A 17,984-nucleotide genomic window follows, 5' to 3' on the forward strand; every position below is an offset into this window, starting at 1 on the left:
TGCCCCCCGGGGGGGGGGGGGGGGCCGGGGCCCCCCCACCAGGGTGTGGGGGGCGCGGGGGGGGTGGGGGGGACGCACGGGGGCTGGGGGGCCCCGGGGGGGGGCTTCCCCGGGGGCGCCCCGGGGGTCATCCGCCGAGACTGCCGGCACCCGTGGTGAGCATGCCGAGCAGCGCCGCGGGGGCCCCGCCGAGGTCGGCGCCGGCCGTGGTGTCGCCGCCGGTTGCGGCGCCACCGGCCTGGTCGGCGGGCGCACCGCCGAGGAGCGCGGGCGAGATGGTGCACAGGAGCTGACCGGCCGAGCCGAGGTCCTCGGTGGAACCGCTCTCGCCGAGGAGCGAGGGCAGCATGCCGACGATGGCGTTGACCAACATCATGACCAGCCCGGACGAGGCCGACTCGTCGCCTCCGGTGAGCATCGGCACGAGACCGCTGGCCAGCGAGGCCGCGTCCGTCCCGCCGTCACCGAGGACCGCGCACAGATCGGGCGAGGTGCCGGGCTCGTCGTCGCCCTCGGTCGCCTCTCCCGCGTCGTCCCCGGCCGGGGCGCCGTCCAGCGCCGGGTCGCCGGGCGCCGCGGACAGGGTCGGTACGGCCTGCGCGGCGGTCGTGGAAGGGCTGGTCGTGGCGGACGGGCTGGTCGTGGTCCCGTCGGCACCCGACTCCCCGTCGGCCCCAGCGGTCGCGGCGCCGCGCGCAGCGGAGGGAGCGGACGTGGTCGTGGGCGCGGCGGCCGGCGAGAGCTCGTCGGTCACGGTGATGGTGACCTTCTGGGACTGGGAGACGCCGGCATTGGAGACGGTGACCAGCACGTCGTAGTCGCCCGCATGGGAAGGCGTCCCGGAGATCACCCAGCCGTTCTGGGTGAGTCCGTCGGGCAGCCCCGTGACCTGCACGGTGGTGCCGGCCGGAACGGCGCCACCGGCCGCGCGCGCCACGACGGGCTCGAGGTCGAGATTCACCGGCGCACCCAGCTCCATCTCCTGGGCGCCGGTGTTCTGCGCCAGGAGGATGTCGCCCGCGACGACCTCGGCCGGGGCAGATACCACGGCGACGGTGCCGCCGCCGACCACGGCGAGCGCGGCCAGCGCGCCACCGAGGGCGAGCGAGCGGGTACGAGGGGCGGAGCGGTGCGAGCGGCGCTGGAACATGGGGTCACCTTGTCGTCCGGGAGCTGGGCACGACGGTTCCGGCCCAGTCACATCTGCACCATACGTCACACCATTCACATGAGCCACAGATTGGGGCGCGTGTTCCCGGGCTGTCCCTACACTCGCCTGCGGATGCCACGCCCGATGGAAGGACACCTGTGACCCCACCCCCCGAGATCGCGATCCGGGCACACGGCCTGCGCAAGACCTATTCTCACGGCCGAGTGAAGGTCCGGGCGCTCGACGGAGTGGACGTGGCGGTGGACAAGGGGCGGTGGACCGCCGTGATGGGACCCTCCGGCAGCGGCAAGTCCACCCTCATGCACTGCCTGGCCGGACTCGACTCCCCGGACGGCGGCACGGTGACCATCGGATCCACCGAGATCACGCGGCTGGGTGACGCCGGCCGGACCAGGCTCCGCCGCACCCGGGTCGGGTTTGTGTTCCAGTCCTTCAACCTGGTCCCCGCGCTCTCGGTGCGGGAGAACATCGTGCTGCCCGTGCGGATGGCGTTCAAGCGCCCGGATCGCACGCGACTGGACGACCTGGTGAGCGAGCTCGGCATCGGCGACCTGCTCCGCCGGCGTCCGCACGAGCTGTCGGGCGGCCAGCAGCAGCGGGTGGCCATCGCCCGTGCCCTCCTACCGCGCCCGGACGTGGTGTTCGCGGACGAGCCCACGGGCAACCTCGACTCCGAGTCGGGCGAGACGGTCCTGGGGCTGCTCGGGGCGTGCGTCCGCGAGGCCGGCCAGACGGTCGTCATGGTCACCCACGACGCCCACGCCGCCGCGTACTCGGACCGGGTCCTGGTGCTGGCCGACGGCCGGATCGCTGACGAGGTCGACTCCCCCACCCCCGACGCGATCGATGCCGCGATGCGCCAGCTGACCGCCCGCCGGTCGGCCACGGCGTGAGTCCCCGGCTGGTCCTGGGCCAGCTGCGCGCGCACGCGGGCAGGTATCTGGGCACGATCCTGGCGATCGCGGTGGCCGTGGCGTTCGTACTCGCCTCGGTCGGCGTGCTGCGGACGATGTCCGCCAGCGCCGACGCCACCTTCGGCATGCGCTACTCGGACACCGCCGTGCTCGTGCAGAACCTCGGCGACCGCACCTCCGCCGGCTCCGATGCCACCCGGGAGGAGGCCGCCGAGGCGCAGCGGCTCGGCCTGGCGGCCATCGCCGCCACCCCCGGCGTCCGCGCGGTGACGGTCGACGCCCAGACCTACGTCCGGGTCCGCGCCGAGGGACGTCCACAACAGTTGACGACGGCAACAGCGCTCTCCCCCGACGACGGCCTGCGTTGGCAGCCACTGGCGTCGGGGCGCCTGCCCGCCGGACCCGGCGAGGTCGCCGTGCGCGCGGACGCCGAACTGCCGCTGGGCGCCACCTTCGACGTCCAGCCGGCCGAACGCTCCGAGCCCGCCCCGGTCACCGTGGTGGGGCTGTTCGACCTGAGCGGTCAACCGGACCTCGAGGCCGCGTTCCCCCTGTACACCGTCGACGATCAGGTCCAGCAGTGGTCGGCCGCGGGCGCGGGCGGGGACGTCCGCGTGGCGGGGGACGGGTCGGTCCCCGACGCCGAACTCGCGGCACGGATCGGGACACGTCTGGCCCAGATCCCCGGGACCTCCGCGGTCGCGGTCTCCACCGGCACCGCCGAGGCGGACGCGCTCGCGGAGTCGTTCATGGGTGGCCGCGACGTCTACACGCGGGCCCTGCTCGCCTTCACCGTGTTGGCGGTGGCGGTGGCCGCCCTGGTGATCGGCACGACCTTCGCGGTGGTGTTCGCCGCGCGGGTGCAGGAGACGGCACTGCTGCGCTGTCTGGGCGCCTCGCGGTTGCAGCTGCGCCTGTCCGGAATGCTGGAGGCGCTGGTGGTTGCGGTGCTGGCCACCGCGATCGGCCTGGCCCTGGGCAGATTCGGGGTCTCCCTGGCCTCCCGGGAGGCGCCCAGGCTCGGGGTGACGATCCCCCTGCAGGAGGTGACCGTCCCGGGGCCCGCGTACGTCCTCGCCGCCGCGGTCGGGGTGGGTGTCACCCTGCTCACCGCCCTGCCCTCGCTGTGGCGGGCCACCTCGGGCAGCCCGCTGGTGGCACTGCGCCCGGCGGATGTCCGCCCCGACCCGTGGTGGCGCCGGGCCGTGATGGTCGTGGCCGGGGCCGGGGTGGCGGCGGCCGGATGGGTGGGCATGACCGCGGCGGTGGACTCCCGGTCCGTCGTGGCGGCCGGCGCCTGGGGGGTGCTGATGTTCTCCGGCGTGCTCGCTCTGGCCGCCGGGGCCCTGCCCACCCTGCTCGGCGCGGTCGGCACGGTCATCGGCGTGCCCCTCGGCCCGGTCGGCCTGCTCGGCGCGCGCAACACCGCGCGCAGCCCACGCCGCACGGCCGCCACCTCGGCCGCGGTCCTCGTGGGCGTGACGCTCACCGCGACCATGGTCACCGGGATCGCGGTGCTCGGCCCGGCCATCCAGGCGAGGTTGGTCGAAAGGGTCCCGCTCGACGTGGTCGTCACCGCGCCCGACGGCGTGTTGCCCGCCGGGCTGCCCGATCAGCTGGCGGGCCTGCCCGGGGTGTCGGGATCCCTCGTCGTCGTCGACATGTACGCCGAGGACGCACAGGGCAAGCGGACGGTCCTGCGCGTCGCCGAGCCCTCCGGGATCGAGGCGGTCATGCGCCGCGACGTGGTCCTGCCCGGCCCGGGCGAGATCGTGCTCCCCGAGTCCTCCCCCGTGGCCGCGGGGGCCCGAGACGGCGAGACGGTGCGGTTCACCTTCTTCTCCGACGACGACGGCCGCGACCTCGTCGTGCGCCGCTCGAACGACCAGTGGGCCCTGGCCGCGCCGGGGAGCGTGCCCGCCTGGCCGGTCGCGCAGCTGCCGGACGGGTCGCCCTGGCCCGAGGGCGTGGAGGTACCCACGCAGTTTGTGCCCCGGTCCGAACAGTGGCTGCGGATGGACGGCGGGCTCGAGGGCGACCGACTCGACGCCGCGCTCGAGGGCGTGCGCTCCGCCGTGGTGGACGCCGGACCGTCACTGGCCGTCACCGAGACGTTCGCCTCCCGCGAGCAGATCGCCGGATCCGTCCGGACGGTGCTCACCTCCAGTTCGCTGCTGCTGGCGGTGGCGGTGGTGCTGGCGCTGGTGGGGGTGGTCAACGCGCTCACGCTCGCCGTCCGCGAACGCACGCGGGAGGTCGCCCTCCTGCGCGGTGTCGGGGTCACCCGCGCCGGGGTGTGGCTGATGCTCGTGCTGGAGACGGTGCTGGTGGCGGCATGCGCATCCGCACTCGGGGTGGCCCTGGGGGCGATGTTCGGCCGACTCGGAGCGGTCGCCCTCGTGGGCCCCGGGACGGCCGGTAACATTTCAGTACCGGTCGGCGATCTGGTCATGGTGGGCGTCGCGGGGGTCCTCGCCGCGGTCATCGCGGCCGCGGTAGCCGCCCTGGGCGCGGTCCGGACTCGAGTGGTCGGGATCTGACGATCCGGTCTCCTCGCCTGGCCGATCCGGTAGCCATTCCTTGACAGAACTGAGACACTATCGTTATGCGAATTTGGGTGCCCCTCTCAGCCTGCGCGTTTGCGCTGGTGGCGGCGTCATGCGCACAGACGGAACCGCAGGTCCTCTCGGAATCTCCGCGATCGGCCTCCGCGACCGAAGTGTCCGTGTCGACCGAACCGACGGACCGTGAGTCCCCGCCCGGACGGTTCATCGCCCGATGCGCCACCGAGGCCGACGGCGGCACCCCGGGGATGACCTTCTTCACCGACGGTTCCCAGAACGTCACCGATCACTGCCTCAGCCGCTATTACATCGGGGTGCAGCCCGACCCGGGCGCGCTGTACGTGGCGGACGAGGACGCGGGCACCTATGCCCCCTCGCGCGGTACCGAGAGCGTCACCGAGGACACCACCGCCCAGTGGACCCCGGCGCAGCCGCGGACGGACGCCGGAGCGCTGGACCCCACCCTCGAGGGCCCGGACGGTCGGGATCCCCTCGACGGCGACCCCCGGAACGACGACGACGAGACGGATGCCGACGGCACCGAGCCCACGGACTCTGAGACGAGCACCCCGGCCACCCCGACCGATGGCACGACGCCCACCACCGCGCCGCCCGCCACCCCGGGCGTGCCGGGAACCACCTCCCCCGAGGGCACCGTCCCCGCGAATCCCGACCAGAGCGATCCGGCCGCCCCGGGCTCCTCAGAGGAGCCCACGACCGTCCCGACGGTCACCGAAGCCCCGGCGCCGCAGCAGTCCGCGCCGCCGACGTCGGTGCTCTCCACCAGTCCGTTCGAATCCGCAGGACAGGGCTCGGCCGGTTCGGAGGGCTCGCACCGGCTCCCTCCGCTGCCGTGGCCCCTCGCGCCGCGGCCGGGCGGTTCCGCCGGCTAGGTCCGCTGGGGCAGCCGGGTCAGCCGGGTCAGCGTGATCGACGGGTCAGCCGTTCCGCCAGGCCTGACTGTCAGGCCTCGTCCATCCGGCGACGCAGGTCCTCCCGCTTCTCACGCCGCCCGACGTCCACGGCGGCGATGTCGGAGTTGATGTCCGCGCGCATCCGGGTGAACAGGATCATCGACAGCGGCAGCGCGATCACCACGGCGATGATCGCGGCCACGATCACCGGCACCTTGACGTCGACCAGCAGCCCGATCCCGATGATGAGCAGGGCCAGCGCCAGGACGAGAACCAGTCTCAGGACGGTGTAGAGCGCCATGTTCCGGGCCAGGCGGCCGCCGGGCTTGGCCCCCACCTCCGACGGTGCGGGGTGCGTGGACGCGGCGTGTGTCGAATTGTCTGGCTCGCTCATGAACTCAAGGATACGTATCGTGGTGGAAAGGAGGTTCCAGTGATCTGGCTGTTCGCACTCATCGGCGTGATTACCGTGGCGATCCTGCTGTGGCGTGCCTTCGGGCCCGGGTCACGGCCGGATCCGCGGATGATCGCACCGGACGACGACCCCGACTTCTTGCGCGACCTCGACCGGCGTAAACCGCTCGACCCGCCCCTGGACCCGTAGGGACCGCGGCCGGGGGTCAGCCTCGGGCGAGGAGCCGCACGATCGAATCGACGGCGTCGCTGATCTGCGCGCCGGTCCGGTCGAACACCTCTGGCTCGCGGCCGATCGGGTCCTCGACGTCCATCGCGGGGTCATCGGTGTCGATCCCCAGCCGGGCCCTGGCCAACCCGGCGAGGGTCAACGACTCGTCGGCGTCAGCCAGACGGGCGGCCTCGAGCAGTGTGTACGTCCGCTTCCACAGCAGCGGCGCGATCTCCTGCACGGCGTTGCGGTGGGCGCGGGTGGCGGTGAGGACCAGGTCGCGGCCCGTGAGCAGCCGGGACGAGAGGAGCCGGGACGCGAAATCGCCGGCGTTGCCGCCGTAGCCCTCGAGCACCCTCCGGGTCTCGCGGTGGATCTCCACCCCGTTGGCGGCCCGGGTCCCGGCCGAGTCCACCACCACCTCGAGCCCCGCCTCGGCCGCACGGGCGGCGAGCAACCGCTCGGCCAGCGGCGATCGACACATGTTGCCCGTACAGACCGTCATCACCGCGAGCGCCATACCGCCGATCCTAGTCGGCGGCCCCCTCAGTCACTCCCCACGCCACTGCGGCGAGCGCTTCTCCAGGAACGCGCTCATCCCCTCCTGGGCGTCGCACGTGACCGCGTTGGTGGCCATGGTCTCGGCCATCTCGCGGTAGGCCTCCTCCTGCGGGAGATCGATCTGCCGGTAGAAGGCCTGTTTGCCGATCTCCAGGGTGAGCGGGCTGGCGTCGGCGATCTGCGCGGCCAGCTCGTCGACACGGGTGCGCAGCCGGTCGGCGGGCACGGCCTCGTTGACCAGGCCCCACTCCACCGCGGTGGCCGCGTCGATCGTCTCGCCGGTCAACAACATCTGCAGCGCGCGCTTGCGGCCGATGCTGCGGGAGACCGCGACCATCGGGGTGGAACAGAAGAGCCCGATCTTGACCCCCGGGGTGCCGAAGCGCGCGGTCTCGACGGCCACCGCGAGGTCGCAGGTCGCCACGAGCTGGCACCCGGCGGCGATAGCGTGGCCCTGGACCTCGGCGATCACCGGTTGGCGGATGGCCTGGATCGACTCCATGAGCTCGACGCAGGTGTCAAAGACCTCGCGCTCCTGCTCCAGGGTGCGGTCGATCATCTCGCTGATCTCGTGCCCGGCCGACAACGCCGGCCCGGAGCCGGTGAGGACCACGACACCGCAGGTCGGGTCGCTGCCGAGCTCGCCGATCGCGGCGGTGGCCTCCCGCATCATCTGCATCGACAACGGGTTGCGCCGGTCGGGGCGGTCGAGGGTCACGCGCGCGATCGGACCGCTGCGGTCGACGAGGACGTATGGGGTGCTCACTTGAGGGCCTCCTGGAGGGACGGGAGTGCGTGTCCCCTGGTTCTACCCCGCCCGCGGTCACGGTGACCCCGGAGTCGGTCGTGGCCGCCCCCGCGCGGCACCGCCGACGAGGCCGACCGGCCCGATCGACAGAGCCCCGGGTCGGCGAGTTCGCACCTTCCGCCCGCCCTCGTGGAGGACTATCGTCGACCGTTGTCCCCACGGGACCGGGAGGTGATGATCGTGACCGGTGCGGCGCTGCGGTTCACCTCCGAGCAGAGTGACGACGACGTCGCGGAGCACGCGTTCACCGTGGGCGAGGTGCCCGGCATCCTGTGGATGCCCCCTGCCGACTCCGCACCCTCCGCCCTCGTGTTGCTGGGCCACCCCGGCGGTCTGGACCTGATGTACCCGCGGGTGGCCGGGCGGGCGCGGTACTACGCGAGCCGGTTCAACTTCGCCGCCGCGACGATCGAACTACCCGGCGGCGGCGACCGGCCCCGCCTGCCCGATGTCGAGCAGGCGCGGAGCGAGTTGCGCCGAAGGATGTCGGACGGGGTTCCCGTCACCGACGAGATCGTCGACGCCCTCGTCCTCCCGCTGGTCCACAGGGCCGTCCCGGAATGGCAGGAGACCCTCGACGCACTCCGGTCGCTCCCCGGGCTCGGGTGCCCGGTCGGGGTCGAGGGCGGGGTGATCGCGGTCGGCGTCCGGATGGCCGCCGTGGAGAGCAGGGTCTCAGCGGCAGTGTTCTTCGCGGGCAGCGCCGTCCCCCGTGCCACCTTCGAGGAGGCGCGGCGGGTGACGATCCCGCTCCAGTTCCTGCTGCAATGGGACGACGAGTGGAACGACCGGGGCCGGAGCCTGGAACTGTTCGGGGCCTTCGGTTCCACTGAGAAGACGCTGCACGCCAACCTCGGCGGGCACACCGGAGTCCCGGCGTTCGAACTCGAGGCCGCCGGCCGGTTCCTCGCCCGCCACCTCACCTGAGCCGGCGGCCGGGTCTACTCAGCCCGCGTCGGCGTGCTGGCCGCCGCACCACTGCCCGGCGGGCACGGAGGCCTTGACTGCGTCGATGTGCTCGCCGCAGCCCTCCCAGGTGGTCTTGCCGCAGACGGGGCAGGGAACGGGGTAGCACATGGTGGTCTCCTCGTGATCGGTGATACCCCGCAGGGTATTGGATTCAGGGGTTCGGGCGCCACTCGTCGTCGACACGGGCGGTGGCCTCGCGCAGTCGCTCCACGTGGGCGGTGCAGTCCTCCCACTGGGGAAGCAGGCCGGCGGCCGCCGCGTCCAACAGGCTCGGGGCGTCGCGGTCCTTCTGGCTCATCAGGTGCTCGATCGGGGTGCCGTCGAGGGCCATCGACGGCCAGTCGATCGCGATGTGGGGGTCGAAGGCGTCCACCGCGTGCTCGGCGCCGGGCCGCCAGCCCTCCGAACACAGGTACATGACCGTGGACTGCGGTTCGAGCGCGAGGAACCCGTGCGCCACACCCTCCGGGATGTAGACCGCGCGCTGCTCCTGCGCATCGAGGATCACCCCCGACCACTCCCCGAAGGTCGGCGACCCCACGCGCACGTCCACCAGGACGTCGAACACCGTTCCGGACGGGCACAGGACGTACTTGGCCTGCCCGGGCGGCACGTCGGCGTAGTGCAGGCCGCGCAATACGCCCTCCCGCGAGACGGACACGTTGAGCTGCGCCAGATCGAAACGGTGCCCGGTCATGCGCCGGAAGGCGGGGTCGGTGAACGCCTCGTGGAACACCCCGCGGTCATCGGTGATCTGGCTCGGCGTGATCTCCCACGCCCCTGTCACGCTGAGTTCGCGTAGCTGCACCCGGTCCCGCCTTCAACTAGTTGGTCGCCGCCCATCGTATCGAGGTCAGGCGCCGTGGCGCCCGCGCGTCAGCCCCGCATCGCCTCGACGATCTGCGCGGCCGACCATTCGCCGATCAGCAGGCAGTCCAGGGCCGATTCGTGCAGCGACGCATCCTCGCGCCAGCCGGTGACGACGAACTGGAAGACATAGGTCGCCTCGTCGTCGCTCCATCCCACGATCAGGCTCGAGGTGGCCATCTCCCCCGGCTCGGCGGTGTAGGTGCCCCGCAGGAACCGGTAGACGCTGCGGACGGCGCCGGCGTCCTCGTCGCCCTCCCCCGCCACCTGTTCCAGGGGCGTCCAGTCGGTGAGGACCTCCGCCGTGACGACGATCTTGGCGACCGCGTCGTCGGTGGGCATGGCCGGCGCGATGCGGGCGCACGTGGCGATCGCGTTGGGCGAGAAACCGTCCCGGTGGGCGCCCGGGTCCACGTAGATCACCGCCGAGGGCTCCGGGGACTCGATCCGCTCCCACGGCGGGCTGTCCACCCAGGTCAGCGGCTGCGCGGCCACCGCCATGGGCGGACTGGCCTCGAGGGTGCGGCCGGTCGAGGCGCAGAACTCCTGGATCGAGATCATGTCAGCCCTGCAGTCCGGCGCCGACGATGTGGGCGCCGCCGTCCACGACGATGGTCTGCCCGGTGATCCAGTGGGCGTCGTCGGAGAGCAGGAACGCCACGGGCCCGGCGATGTCGTCCGGCACCCCCAGCCGACCGGCCGGCAGCGCCGCGGACATCTGCTCCTCGCGCCCGGAGTAGAGCGCCTCGGCGAACCGGGTCTTGACCACGCCCGGGGCCACGGCGTTGACGCGCACCGCGGGACCGACCTCCACGGCGAGCTCCTGCGTCAGCCGCATCACCAGTGCCTTGGTGGCGCCGTACCACCCGATGCCGGGCGAGGGCGCCAGACCGGCGATGGAGGCGATGTTGACCACGGCACCGCCGCGCTCGCCGAGACCGGAGTGATAGACCTTCTGCGTCCAGGCCAGGGTGCCCAGCGCGTTGACCTCGGTGATCTTTCGGGCCGCAGCCAGATCGACGTCGATCGTCCGGCCGAACACCGGGTTGATGCCGGTGTTGTTGACCAGCAGGTCCACGGGGCCGAAAGCCTGCTCGGCCCGCGCGATCACCTCGTTCTGGTGGCCCTCGTCGTCGGCCTTCCCCGCCACCGCGAGCACCCGGTCCGGCGCGCCGAGCTCGGCGACGGCCTCGTCGAGGCCCTCCTGACCGCGTGCGGTGATGACCACCGCCGCGCCCTCGGCCAGGAGACGGCGCGCGACACCCAGACCGATCCCGCGGCTGGCACCGGTGACGATCGCGGTCCGGCCGGCGAACCGGCCGGGCACGGCGGGCCCGGTGCGGGGGGCGGGGAGGGGGGTAGCGGTCACGTCGGTCTCCTCGTTCATGGCAGAAAATTGTTGTGGCGGGTAACCCGCAGCCTAGAGGTCACGACCTGTCACAGGTTCTCGGGATTACCTCAGCCTGCCAGCAAAAAGTCCTTCGTATCGCGGCGAGTCCGCGTTAAAGTTGCCGCAACGAACCAGCCAGCCGCCGAGCGCGGCGCTCCGACCCCGAGGCGTGTCTGATGTCACCACTCGCTCCACACGGTGCAGCCGACACCCTCGCGTGTTCGATCCTGGACATCCCCGGGCCCCGCTGGTTCCACTCGGGCGAGCCCATCTGGCGCGTCCACGGCGACGCCGCCACCCCGATCGGCATCACCACCGGACTGCTCATGCTGGCCGCCAACCCGGCCTACGCCGCCATCCTGGACGCCAGCGACGTGGTGGAGAAGCCCTGGGCGGCCGATGACTACCTGCACGACCTCACCGAGATCAGCACGTTCGGCACCGTCGACGACGCGATGGTCACCATCGACCACGCGCACCGGGACCGCGGCTCGTACCGCGGCACCACCGAGCACGGGGACTACTTCTACGGCTCGGATCCCGAGCTCGTGGAATGGGCCCACTCCGCCACCACATGGGCTCTGCTCGCCGCCTTCCAGCGGTTCGCCGTCCGGCCCCTCACCCCGGCCGAGTCGGACCACTACGTCCGGCAGTGCGCGAGCATCGCTCGCCTCCACGGCGCCCGGACCTCCCCCACGACGGTCCGCGAACTCGAACAGTTGCTGCGCGGGTCCCGCGGACGCGCCCGCGCCACGGCCACCGGTCGCCGGGCCGCCGCGCGCCTGCGCGAGACCGCCCTCGACTGCTCCGACGTGGTCGACACCTCCGCCACCGCTCATCGCTCGTGCGTGACCGTGGTGGACGCCGCCGCCAGCCTCGTGCCCTCGGATGTGCGCCGCGCCCTGGACCTACCGCACCGACCCATGGACCGGACTGCCGTGTTCGGCCGGATCACCCGGGCCCACCAGGGTCTGGACGCGCCGATGCTCACCACCCGCGCGCCCATAGCCGCGCCGTCCGCACTGCGGGCGCGACCCGCCTGAGCCTCTCCAGTGGCCGTTGATGCGGCCTTCGACGAATCCCGCGATCTCCCACACCAGGTGCACCGGCAGCATGGTCCGGTCGATCTTCCTGATGGGCGTCATCCGCACGTCCAGCCCGGTCGCGGCGCGCATCCAGCGGCCGGCGCGCAGTGTGTGGGGACGGTTTGTGACGACGAGGACCCGCTCCCATCCCCGCGCCCCGGCGATCGCCGCGATCGCCTGCGCCTCACCCCACGTGGTCCGCGGCTCCGGGGAGAAGCAGACGACCTCGGCGTCGGCGGGGCGGGCGATGCCGGTGCACAGCCGGCGGGCGACGAACTCGGAGTTCCCGCCGGGGTTGCTCACCAGCAGCGTGTCGGCGTAGCCGGCCTCGACGAGGTCACGGGCGTGGAGATGGCGGCCGTCGTCGGCGCCGGCGAGCATCACCACCGCGTCCGCGCGCACCGGTTCGTCGGCACGGGGCTGCAGCAGGAACGCGCCCCAGGCGGTCAGGGCGAGGGCGGCGACGGCGACGGTGGCGGCCGTGAACGCGGTGGCCGTGCGCAGGGCTCGGCGCCGGCCGGGGCCGGGACCGGGGTCGGCCCCGCGGCGGCTAGCCCTGGTCACGCATCCCGGTCCCGCGCCGAGCCACGGGACGACTGGTTCCGGGACGAGGCCAGGTAGGTCAACCCCGGGCCGAGGTCCTCGCGCCACTCGCCCAGGGGGTCCAGGCCCAGGTCGCGCCACGATCTGTCCGAGAGGACCGAGAACTCCGGGCGGGGCGCCGGGCGCGGGAACTCCTCGCTCGTACAGGGCTGCACCCGCTCGGGGTCGGCGCCCAGGAACTCGAACACCGCGCGCGCCAGCTCGAACCACGTGGCCCGCCCGCCGCCGGCCAGGTGCAGGGTGCGCCCGCGGGCGTCGACCGAACCCGCTTTCTCGGCGGAGAGCAGGCCGAGCAGCTGGTCTGCCATGCTGCCCACGTAGGTGGGTGAGCCCCACTGGTCGTTCACCACGTTGACCGTCTCGCGCTCGGACTCCAGGCGGATCATGGTGGCCACGAAGTCGCCTCCGGGCTGATCGAGGATCACCCGCCACGGGCCCGTGTACAGCCAGGCCGTGCGGATGATCGTCGCCTCCGGGTAGGCGGTCAGTACCGCCCGCTCCCCCGCCAGCTTGGTGCGCCCGTACGCCGTGGTCGGGCCGGTCGGATCGTGCGGCTCGAACCCGGGCGCCGTGGCCGGGTCGCCGCCCCGCGGAACCTCACCGGAGAAGACGTAGTCGGTGCTGATGTGGATCAGCCGGATCCCGCGATCGCGGCAGGCCACGGCCAGCGACTGCGCGCCGTCTGAGTTGATCGCCCGGGCGCCGGCCTCGTCGGACTCCGCGCCGTCGACGTCCGTGTACGCGGCGGCGTTGATCACGACCTCGGGCGTGTACGCCTCGAGCGCTGCAGCGATCGAGGCGGGTTCGGTGAGATCCAGATCGTCGCGGCCAGGGGTGTCCGCGTACCGGGAGAGCGCCACGCCCAGCTGACCTCGGCCTCCCGTGACCAGCAGCCGGGGCAGATGCGGTGAGCGGTACGGCTCGCGCCCGTCCGACCCGGGATCACGGGTATCGCCGGCGCTCACCGCTGCCGGCCCATCTCGCGACGGAGTATGTCGAGGAGGTAAGAGCCGTATCCCGATTTCCTGAGGGCGTGGGCGCGCTCCGTCAGCTCGTCGTCGTCGAGATACCCCATCCGCCACGCCACCTCCTCCGGGCAGCCGATCTTGAGGCCCTGCCGGTCCTCGATGGTCCGGACGTAGTTGCCGGCGTCGAGCAGCGAGTCGTGCGTGCCGGTGTCGAGCCAGGCGGTGCCGCGCGGGAGGACCTCCACCTGCAGCCGCCCTGCTCGGAGGTAGTGGCGGTTGATGTCGGTGATCTCGTACTCCCCGCGCGGCGACTTCCCCAGGTTCCGGGCCACCTCCACCACGTCGGAACTATAGAAGTAGAGACCCGGGACGGCGAAGTCCGACGACGGGTTCTCCGGCTTCTCCTCGAGGCTGATCGCGCGGCCGTCGGAGTCGAAGTCGATCACCCCGTACTCGCTCGGGTTGGAGACCCGGTAGGCGAACACTGCTCCGCCGTCGGGGTCCGAGAACCGCCGCAGCTGCGTGCCCATGCCGGGGCCGTAGAAGATGTTGTCGCCCAGGACCAGCGCCACCGGCTCGCTGCCGATGTGGTCGGCTCCCAGCACGAACGCCTGCGCCAGGCCCTCGGGCTCGGCCTGCTCGACGTAGCTCAGGGTGATGCCGAACTGGCTGCCGTCGCCGAGTAGCCGGCGGAACTGCGGGGCGTCCTGGGGGGTGGTGATGATGAGGATCTCTCGGATGCCGGCGAGCATGAGCGTGGTCAGCGGGTAGTAGATCATCGGCTTGTCGTACACCGGCATGAGCTGCTTGCTGGTGGCCAGCGTGAGGGGCCTGAGCCGGGTCCCGCTCCCGCCGGCCAGGATGATCCCCTTCACAGCACCCTCTCCGTCTGCGCGTACCTGGTCTCGACGCGGGCCTTGACCGGCTCCCACCAGTCGCGGTTGTCGCGGTACCAGTCGATGGTCTGGCGCAGCCCCTCGCGCAGGTCGGTGTGCTGCGGCTGCCAGCCCAGCTCCTCGCGGGTCGCGGTGGAGTCGATCGCGTACCGCAGGTCGTGGCCGGGGCGGTCGGTGACGTGGTCGAAACCGGGATCCCCCCCGGCGGTGTCGCTGCCGCCGACGCCCATGAGCTCGCAGATCATGCGCATGACCTGGAGGTTGGAGCGCTCGCCGTCGGCGCCGATGAGATAGGTGCGGCCGGGCTCGCCGCGTTCCAGGATCCGCAGGACGGCGGAGTTGTGGTCGCTGACGTGGATCCAGTCCCGGACGTTGGCTCCGCTGCCGTAGAGGCGGGGGCGGTGGCCGGAGAGGATGTTGGTGATCTGCCGGGGGATGAACTTCTCCACGTGCTGGTAGGGACCGTAGTTGTTGGAGCAGTTGCTGATGGTGGCCCGTACCCCGAAGCTGCGCACCCACGCGCGGACCAACATGTCGGCCCCGGCCTTGGTGGCCGAGTAGGGGCTCGACGGGTTGTAGGCGGTGTCCGGGGTGAACTTGGCCGGATCATCCAGCTGCAGGTCGCCGTACACCTCGTCGGTGGACACGTGGTGCAGGCGCACGTCGTGGCGGCGGCACGCCTCCAGCACGGCGTAGGTCCCCACGATGTTGGAGTGCACGAACGCTCCTGGCGAGGCCAGCGAGTTGTCGTTGTGGCTCTCTGCGGCGAAGTGCACGACCGCGTCGCCCGGCCCGGTGAGCCCGGCGACCAGCTGGTCCGTGGCGGCGGTGTCGGCGCAGTCGGCCTCCACCAGCTCCACCCGGTCCGACGGCAGGTCGGCCAGGCTCGCGCGGTTGGCGGCGTAGGTCATGGAGTCCAGCACTGTGACGTGGGCGTCCGGGAACTGACGGACCACGGTGCGGACGAAATTGGCGCCGATGAACCCGGCTCCCCCGGTGACGACGAGGCGCATGGGCCCAACCCTACCGCCGCGCTCGGCCCGCCCCCGCCGGCTACCCGTCGTCGTCGGCCCCCGGGTACGCGCCACGTTCCGCCGCGTCAGCCCCGCCGCCCTCGGTCGGCGCTCGGCGCAGGTCCCGGTAGGCGGCGAGCATCGTCTCGCGGCGTCGGGTGTGGGCGTTGTAGGCGCTGGTGTCGCGGGGGGTCACCTGAACCGAGTCCTCCGCGGCGATCCCCGCCCGCAGCTGGCGGACGCGCATCACCTCGATGTCCAGTCGCGCACCGAAGACGACCGCCATGTTGACCAGCCACAGCCACAGGAGGAACACGATGATCCCGGTGAGCGAGCCGTAGACCCGGTTGAAGTTGCCGAAGTGCGAGACGAAGTAACTGAAGCCTGCGGTGGCCACACCCAGGATCGCCAGCGCGGCGGTCGCCCCCACCGAGATCCACCGGAACCGACGCCCCGATACGTTGGGCGCGAAGCGGTAGAGGATCGCCAGCGCCGCGAGCGCCGACACCAGCGCGGCGGGCCACTGGGCCAACCCCCACACGTACAGCGCGGTGTCGCCGAGCCCGATCCACCCACCCACCGTCTCGGCGACCGGCCCGGTGAACACCAGCGCCAACCCGCCGACCACGACGAGCGCGATGAGCAGGGCCGTGAGCAGCAGGCACTCGGGCAGCAGCTTCCACAGCGGTCGGCCCTCGTCGACGCCGAAGACGGTGTTCATGGCGCGCCCGAGCGCCCACACGTACCGCGAGGCGGTGTACAGGGCGATCACCGATCCGACGACCAGCGCGGTCCCGGCGGCGGGCGTGGTGACCAGCACCTCGACGGGCCCGCGGATCGGGTCCAGGACCTCCGGCGGGGCGACGTCCGAGAGCAGGGTCATGATCGCGTCGACGGTCCGGGTGCCCTGGCCCAGCACGCCCAGGAGCGAGATCACCACGAGGATCGCCGGGAACAGCGAGAGCACTCCGTAGAAGGTGAGCGCGCCCGCGAGATCCGGGCCCCGATCGCGGAGGAACTCCGTGACCGACCGCACGAGCACCAGCCGGAGGGTCCGCAGTCGTCTGCGCGCAGTCGCTGCGGGCCCATCGGACTTGGTCATCCCCTGATTGTGCCGCTGTAGGCGCCGATCCCGCGTCGGGCGCGCTCGGCGACGAGCTCCCGCCATGAACGAGACCCAAGGCGAGGTTGTGAACCGGGATCAGGGGGTGCGCAGCGCGGCGGCGAATCTCTGACAATCAATTTATTGACAACACTCCCGGTTGCCACTAACTTAACGAACGTTCGAAACGTGACGCGGGTTACACCTCCGCCGCAGTCGCGCGACCGCTCAACCCGCCCCTCAGGCCATCCATCAGGACCCCGGACGCCCCTCTTCCCAGCGCCCGGCCCGGAACCAGAAGGATCCCCGATGCCCAGCAGCAACCGAAGCCGCGTGGCCCGACGCGCGGCGCTCGCCCTGACGATGATCGGAGCGCTCGCCGCCACCGGCTGCTCCGGCGGCCACAGAATCACCGGCGACAGCCTCGAGACGATGGAACCGATCACGCTGCGGTACGGCGACTACACGACGGTCTCCTCTGCAGGACCGTTCCACGCCTTCGAAGAGCAGGTCGAGAGGGAGTCCGGCGGCAAGATCACCTTTGACGAGTACTGGGGCGGCAGCCTGGTCAAGGGCGCCGACATGGCGCAGGGGGTCCGCGGCGGGATCGTGGACATGGGGATGTTCACCCCCAGCTACTACCCGTCCGAGTTCCCCATGACCGACTGGACCAGCCAGATGGCAAGTGTGGTGGAGCCGGAGTACCCGCTCGGCATGATGCAGGCCTTCGCCGGCGGCAACGAGTTCGCGCTCACCGAGCCACTGATCGAGGAGCAGTTCTCGGACCAGGACATCAAGCTCCTGTTCACCTGGACCCCGTCGACCAACTACCACCTCGTGTGCAAGGACCCGGTCAACAGCCTCGAGGAGGCCAAGGGCAAGCGGGTGCGCAGCGGCGGCGCCTTCAACTACGGCGAGATCGAGGCCCTGGGGATGGTTCCGGTGACCCTGCCGACCGGCGAGATCTACGAGGGCCTCCAGCGCGGGGTGATCGACTGCTCCCTGGCCAACGGCAAGATCATGATCTCGCTCGGCCTGTGGGAGGTCGCCAAGCACTACGTCGACATCCCGTTCTCGAGCTACACGCAGTACGTGATCATGAACAAGGACGTCTGGGACGAGCTCCCCGAGGACGCCAAGAAGGTCATCGACGACGCCCGCCAGACGTGGTTCGACGGGTACCTCCGGTCGGAGGGGATCATCCTGAACCAGCGACTCCTCGCCGAGGGCGCGGGCAAGGGCGTGAGTTTCTACGACGTTGACCCGGAGGTCAAGGCCACCCTCGAGGCCTACCAGGAGGAGTCGCTGCGCACCCTGCCGGACCGCGCACCCGACGACCTCGAAGATCCGCAGGGCACCGTCGAGCGATACCGCCAGATCATGGCCGACTGGAAGACGCGCCTGGAGGACATGGGGTACGACGACCCGGCCCTCGCCGAGATCCCGCAGGACCCGAAGTCGGTCCAGATCGATCTGGCCCCCTTCGAGCAGACCGTCCGGTCCGAGATCTTCGACCGCACCGCGCCCTGACCCT

19 protein-coding genes and 1 pseudogene are annotated in these 17,984 nt (G+C 71.9%); 7 read left to right on the forward strand and 13 right to left on the reverse strand.

The features are described from left to right. Nucleotides 1-127 precede the first annotated feature (127 nt). On the reverse strand, nucleotides 128-1,150 hold the full coding sequence (locus tag R4P08_RS08810; RefSeq protein ID WP_317813422.1) for a hypothetical protein: 1,023 nt from the start codon (nucleotides 1,148-1,150) through the stop codon (nucleotides 128-130). A 158-nt stretch (nucleotides 1,151-1,308) separates the two neighbouring features. On the opposite strand from R4P08_RS08810, the gene R4P08_RS08815 reads away from it, so the two are divergent. The 3 genes from R4P08_RS08815 to R4P08_RS08825 all read left to right on the forward strand — a co-directional run bounded on the left by R4P08_RS08815 (nucleotide 1,309) and on the right by R4P08_RS08825 (nucleotide 5,542). Beyond that, entirely contained in the window at nucleotides 1,309-2,064 is a 756-nt protein-coding gene (locus tag R4P08_RS08815) for an ABC transporter ATP-binding protein (RefSeq protein ID WP_317813423.1), read from the forward strand. Further along, a complete protein-coding gene (locus tag R4P08_RS08820) occupies nucleotides 2,061-4,625 on the forward strand; it encodes an ABC transporter permease (RefSeq protein ID WP_317813424.1) in 2,565 nt (854 codons plus the stop codon). Before R4P08_RS08815 ends, R4P08_RS08820 begins: the two co-directional genes overlap by 4 nt. 185 nt (nucleotides 4,626-4,810) lie before the next feature. Then, nucleotides 4,811-5,542, forward strand: a complete 732-nt coding sequence (locus R4P08_RS08825) for a hypothetical protein (RefSeq protein WP_317813425.1) — start codon at nucleotides 4,811-4,813, stop codon at nucleotides 5,540-5,542. A gap of 70 nt (nucleotides 5,543-5,612) precedes the next feature. Here the strand turns inward: R4P08_RS08825 and R4P08_RS08830 are convergent, their stop codons facing one another. Further along, complete coding sequence (locus R4P08_RS08830; protein WP_317813426.1) at nucleotides 5,613-5,957, reverse strand: DUF4229 domain-containing protein; 345 nt, start codon at nucleotides 5,955-5,957, stop codon at nucleotides 5,613-5,615. Between the two features lie 39 nt (nucleotides 5,958-5,996). On the opposite strand from R4P08_RS08830, the gene R4P08_RS08835 reads away from it, so the two are divergent. Next, nucleotides 5,997-6,167 (forward strand): hypothetical protein, encoded by a 171-nt coding sequence (locus R4P08_RS08835; protein WP_317813427.1) that lies wholly within the window; start codon nucleotides 5,997-5,999, stop codon nucleotides 6,165-6,167. Between the two features lie 16 nt (nucleotides 6,168-6,183). On the opposite strand, the gene R4P08_RS08840 is transcribed toward R4P08_RS08835, so the two are convergent. Further along, nucleotides 6,184-6,708 carry a protein-tyrosine-phosphatase gene (locus tag R4P08_RS08840; protein ID WP_317813428.1) on the reverse strand — a complete coding sequence of 175 codons (525 nt, stop codon included), beginning with the start codon at nucleotides 6,706-6,708 and terminating at the stop codon, nucleotides 6,184-6,186. 30 nt (nucleotides 6,709-6,738) lie between these two features. Next, nucleotides 6,739-7,515 (reverse strand): enoyl-CoA hydratase, encoded by a 777-nt coding sequence (locus R4P08_RS08845; RefSeq protein WP_317813429.1) that lies wholly within the window; start codon nucleotides 7,513-7,515, stop codon nucleotides 6,739-6,741. A gap of 237 nt (nucleotides 7,516-7,752) precedes the next feature. Between R4P08_RS08845 and R4P08_RS08850 the strand changes: the two genes are divergently transcribed. Further along, complete coding sequence (locus R4P08_RS08850) at nucleotides 7,753-8,484, forward strand: alpha/beta hydrolase (protein ID WP_317813528.1); 732 nt, start codon at nucleotides 7,753-7,755, stop codon at nucleotides 8,482-8,484. Between the two features lie 18 nt (nucleotides 8,485-8,502). On the opposite strand, the gene R4P08_RS08855 is transcribed toward R4P08_RS08850, so the two are convergent. The 4 genes from R4P08_RS08855 to R4P08_RS08870 all read right to left on the reverse strand — a co-directional run bounded on the left by R4P08_RS08855 (nucleotide 8,503) and on the right by R4P08_RS08870 (nucleotide 10,762). After that, nucleotides 8,503-8,634, reverse strand: a complete 132-nt coding sequence (locus R4P08_RS08855) for a hypothetical protein (RefSeq protein WP_317813430.1) — start codon at nucleotides 8,632-8,634, stop codon at nucleotides 8,503-8,505. 43 nt (nucleotides 8,635-8,677) lie between these two features. Next, the gene (rfbC, locus tag R4P08_RS08860; protein WP_317813431.1) at nucleotides 8,678-9,334 is read right to left on the reverse strand and encodes a dTDP-4-dehydrorhamnose 3,5-epimerase; all 657 of its coding nucleotides are present in this window, start codon (nucleotides 9,332-9,334) and stop codon (nucleotides 8,678-8,680) included. A gap of 68 nt (nucleotides 9,335-9,402) precedes the next feature. Further along, nucleotides 9,403-9,954, reverse strand: coding sequence for an LpqN/LpqT family lipoprotein (locus R4P08_RS08865; protein WP_317813432.1), 552 nt, complete (start codon nucleotides 9,952-9,954; stop codon nucleotides 9,403-9,405). Nucleotide 9,955: 1 nt separating this feature from the next. Next, a complete protein-coding gene (locus R4P08_RS08870) occupies nucleotides 9,956-10,762 on the reverse strand; it encodes an SDR family oxidoreductase (RefSeq protein ID WP_317813433.1) in 807 nt (268 codons plus the stop codon). A gap of 197 nt (nucleotides 10,763-10,959) precedes the next feature. On the opposite strand from R4P08_RS08870, the gene R4P08_RS08875 reads away from it, so the two are divergent. Then, nucleotides 10,960-11,826: an oxygenase MpaB family protein gene (locus tag R4P08_RS08875; protein ID WP_317813434.1), complete on the forward strand. Its 867-nt coding sequence runs from the start codon at nucleotides 10,960-10,962 to the stop codon at nucleotides 11,824-11,826. 117 nt (nucleotides 11,827-11,943) lie between these two features. Here the strand turns inward: R4P08_RS08875 and R4P08_RS08880 are convergent. The 5 genes and pseudogenes from R4P08_RS08880 to R4P08_RS08900 all read right to left on the reverse strand — a co-directional run. Then, a pseudogene (locus tag R4P08_RS08880) lies at nucleotides 11,944-12,249 on the reverse strand (ElyC/SanA/YdcF family protein); the annotation flags it as partial. Between the two features lie 179 nt (nucleotides 12,250-12,428). Next, nucleotides 12,429-13,373: a dTDP-4-dehydrorhamnose reductase gene (rfbD, locus tag R4P08_RS08885; protein ID WP_317813529.1), complete on the reverse strand. Its 945-nt coding sequence runs from the start codon at nucleotides 13,371-13,373 to the stop codon at nucleotides 12,429-12,431. Between the two features lie 59 nt (nucleotides 13,374-13,432). Next, entirely contained in the window at nucleotides 13,433-14,314 is an 882-nt protein-coding gene (gene rfbA / locus R4P08_RS08890; RefSeq protein WP_317813435.1) for a glucose-1-phosphate thymidylyltransferase RfbA, read from the reverse strand. Further along, nucleotides 14,311-15,348 (reverse strand): dTDP-glucose 4,6-dehydratase, encoded by a 1,038-nt coding sequence (gene rfbB / locus R4P08_RS08895; RefSeq protein ID WP_317813436.1) that lies wholly within the window; start codon nucleotides 15,346-15,348, stop codon nucleotides 14,311-14,313. The genes rfbA and rfbB overlap by 4 nt, the downstream gene beginning before the upstream one ends. A 40-nt stretch (nucleotides 15,349-15,388) precedes the next feature. Continuing rightward, a complete protein-coding gene (locus R4P08_RS08900; RefSeq protein ID WP_317813437.1) occupies nucleotides 15,389-16,450 on the reverse strand; it encodes a YihY/virulence factor BrkB family protein in 1,062 nt (353 codons plus the stop codon). A 309-nt stretch (nucleotides 16,451-16,759) separates the two neighbouring features. Here R4P08_RS08900 and R4P08_RS08905 point away from each other — a divergent pair, with 309 nt between their 5' ends. Beyond that, complete coding sequence (locus R4P08_RS08905; RefSeq protein WP_317813438.1) at nucleotides 16,760-17,980, forward strand: C4-dicarboxylate TRAP transporter substrate-binding protein; 1,221 nt, start codon at nucleotides 16,760-16,762, stop codon at nucleotides 17,978-17,980. Nucleotides 17,981-17,984: the final 4 nt, after the last annotated feature.

The sequence above is a fragment of the Rhodococcus sp. IEGM 1408 genome (assembly GCF_033142235.1).
In the GTDB taxonomy this organism is placed as follows: domain Bacteria; phylum Actinomycetota; class Actinomycetes; order Mycobacteriales; family Mycobacteriaceae; genus Dietzia.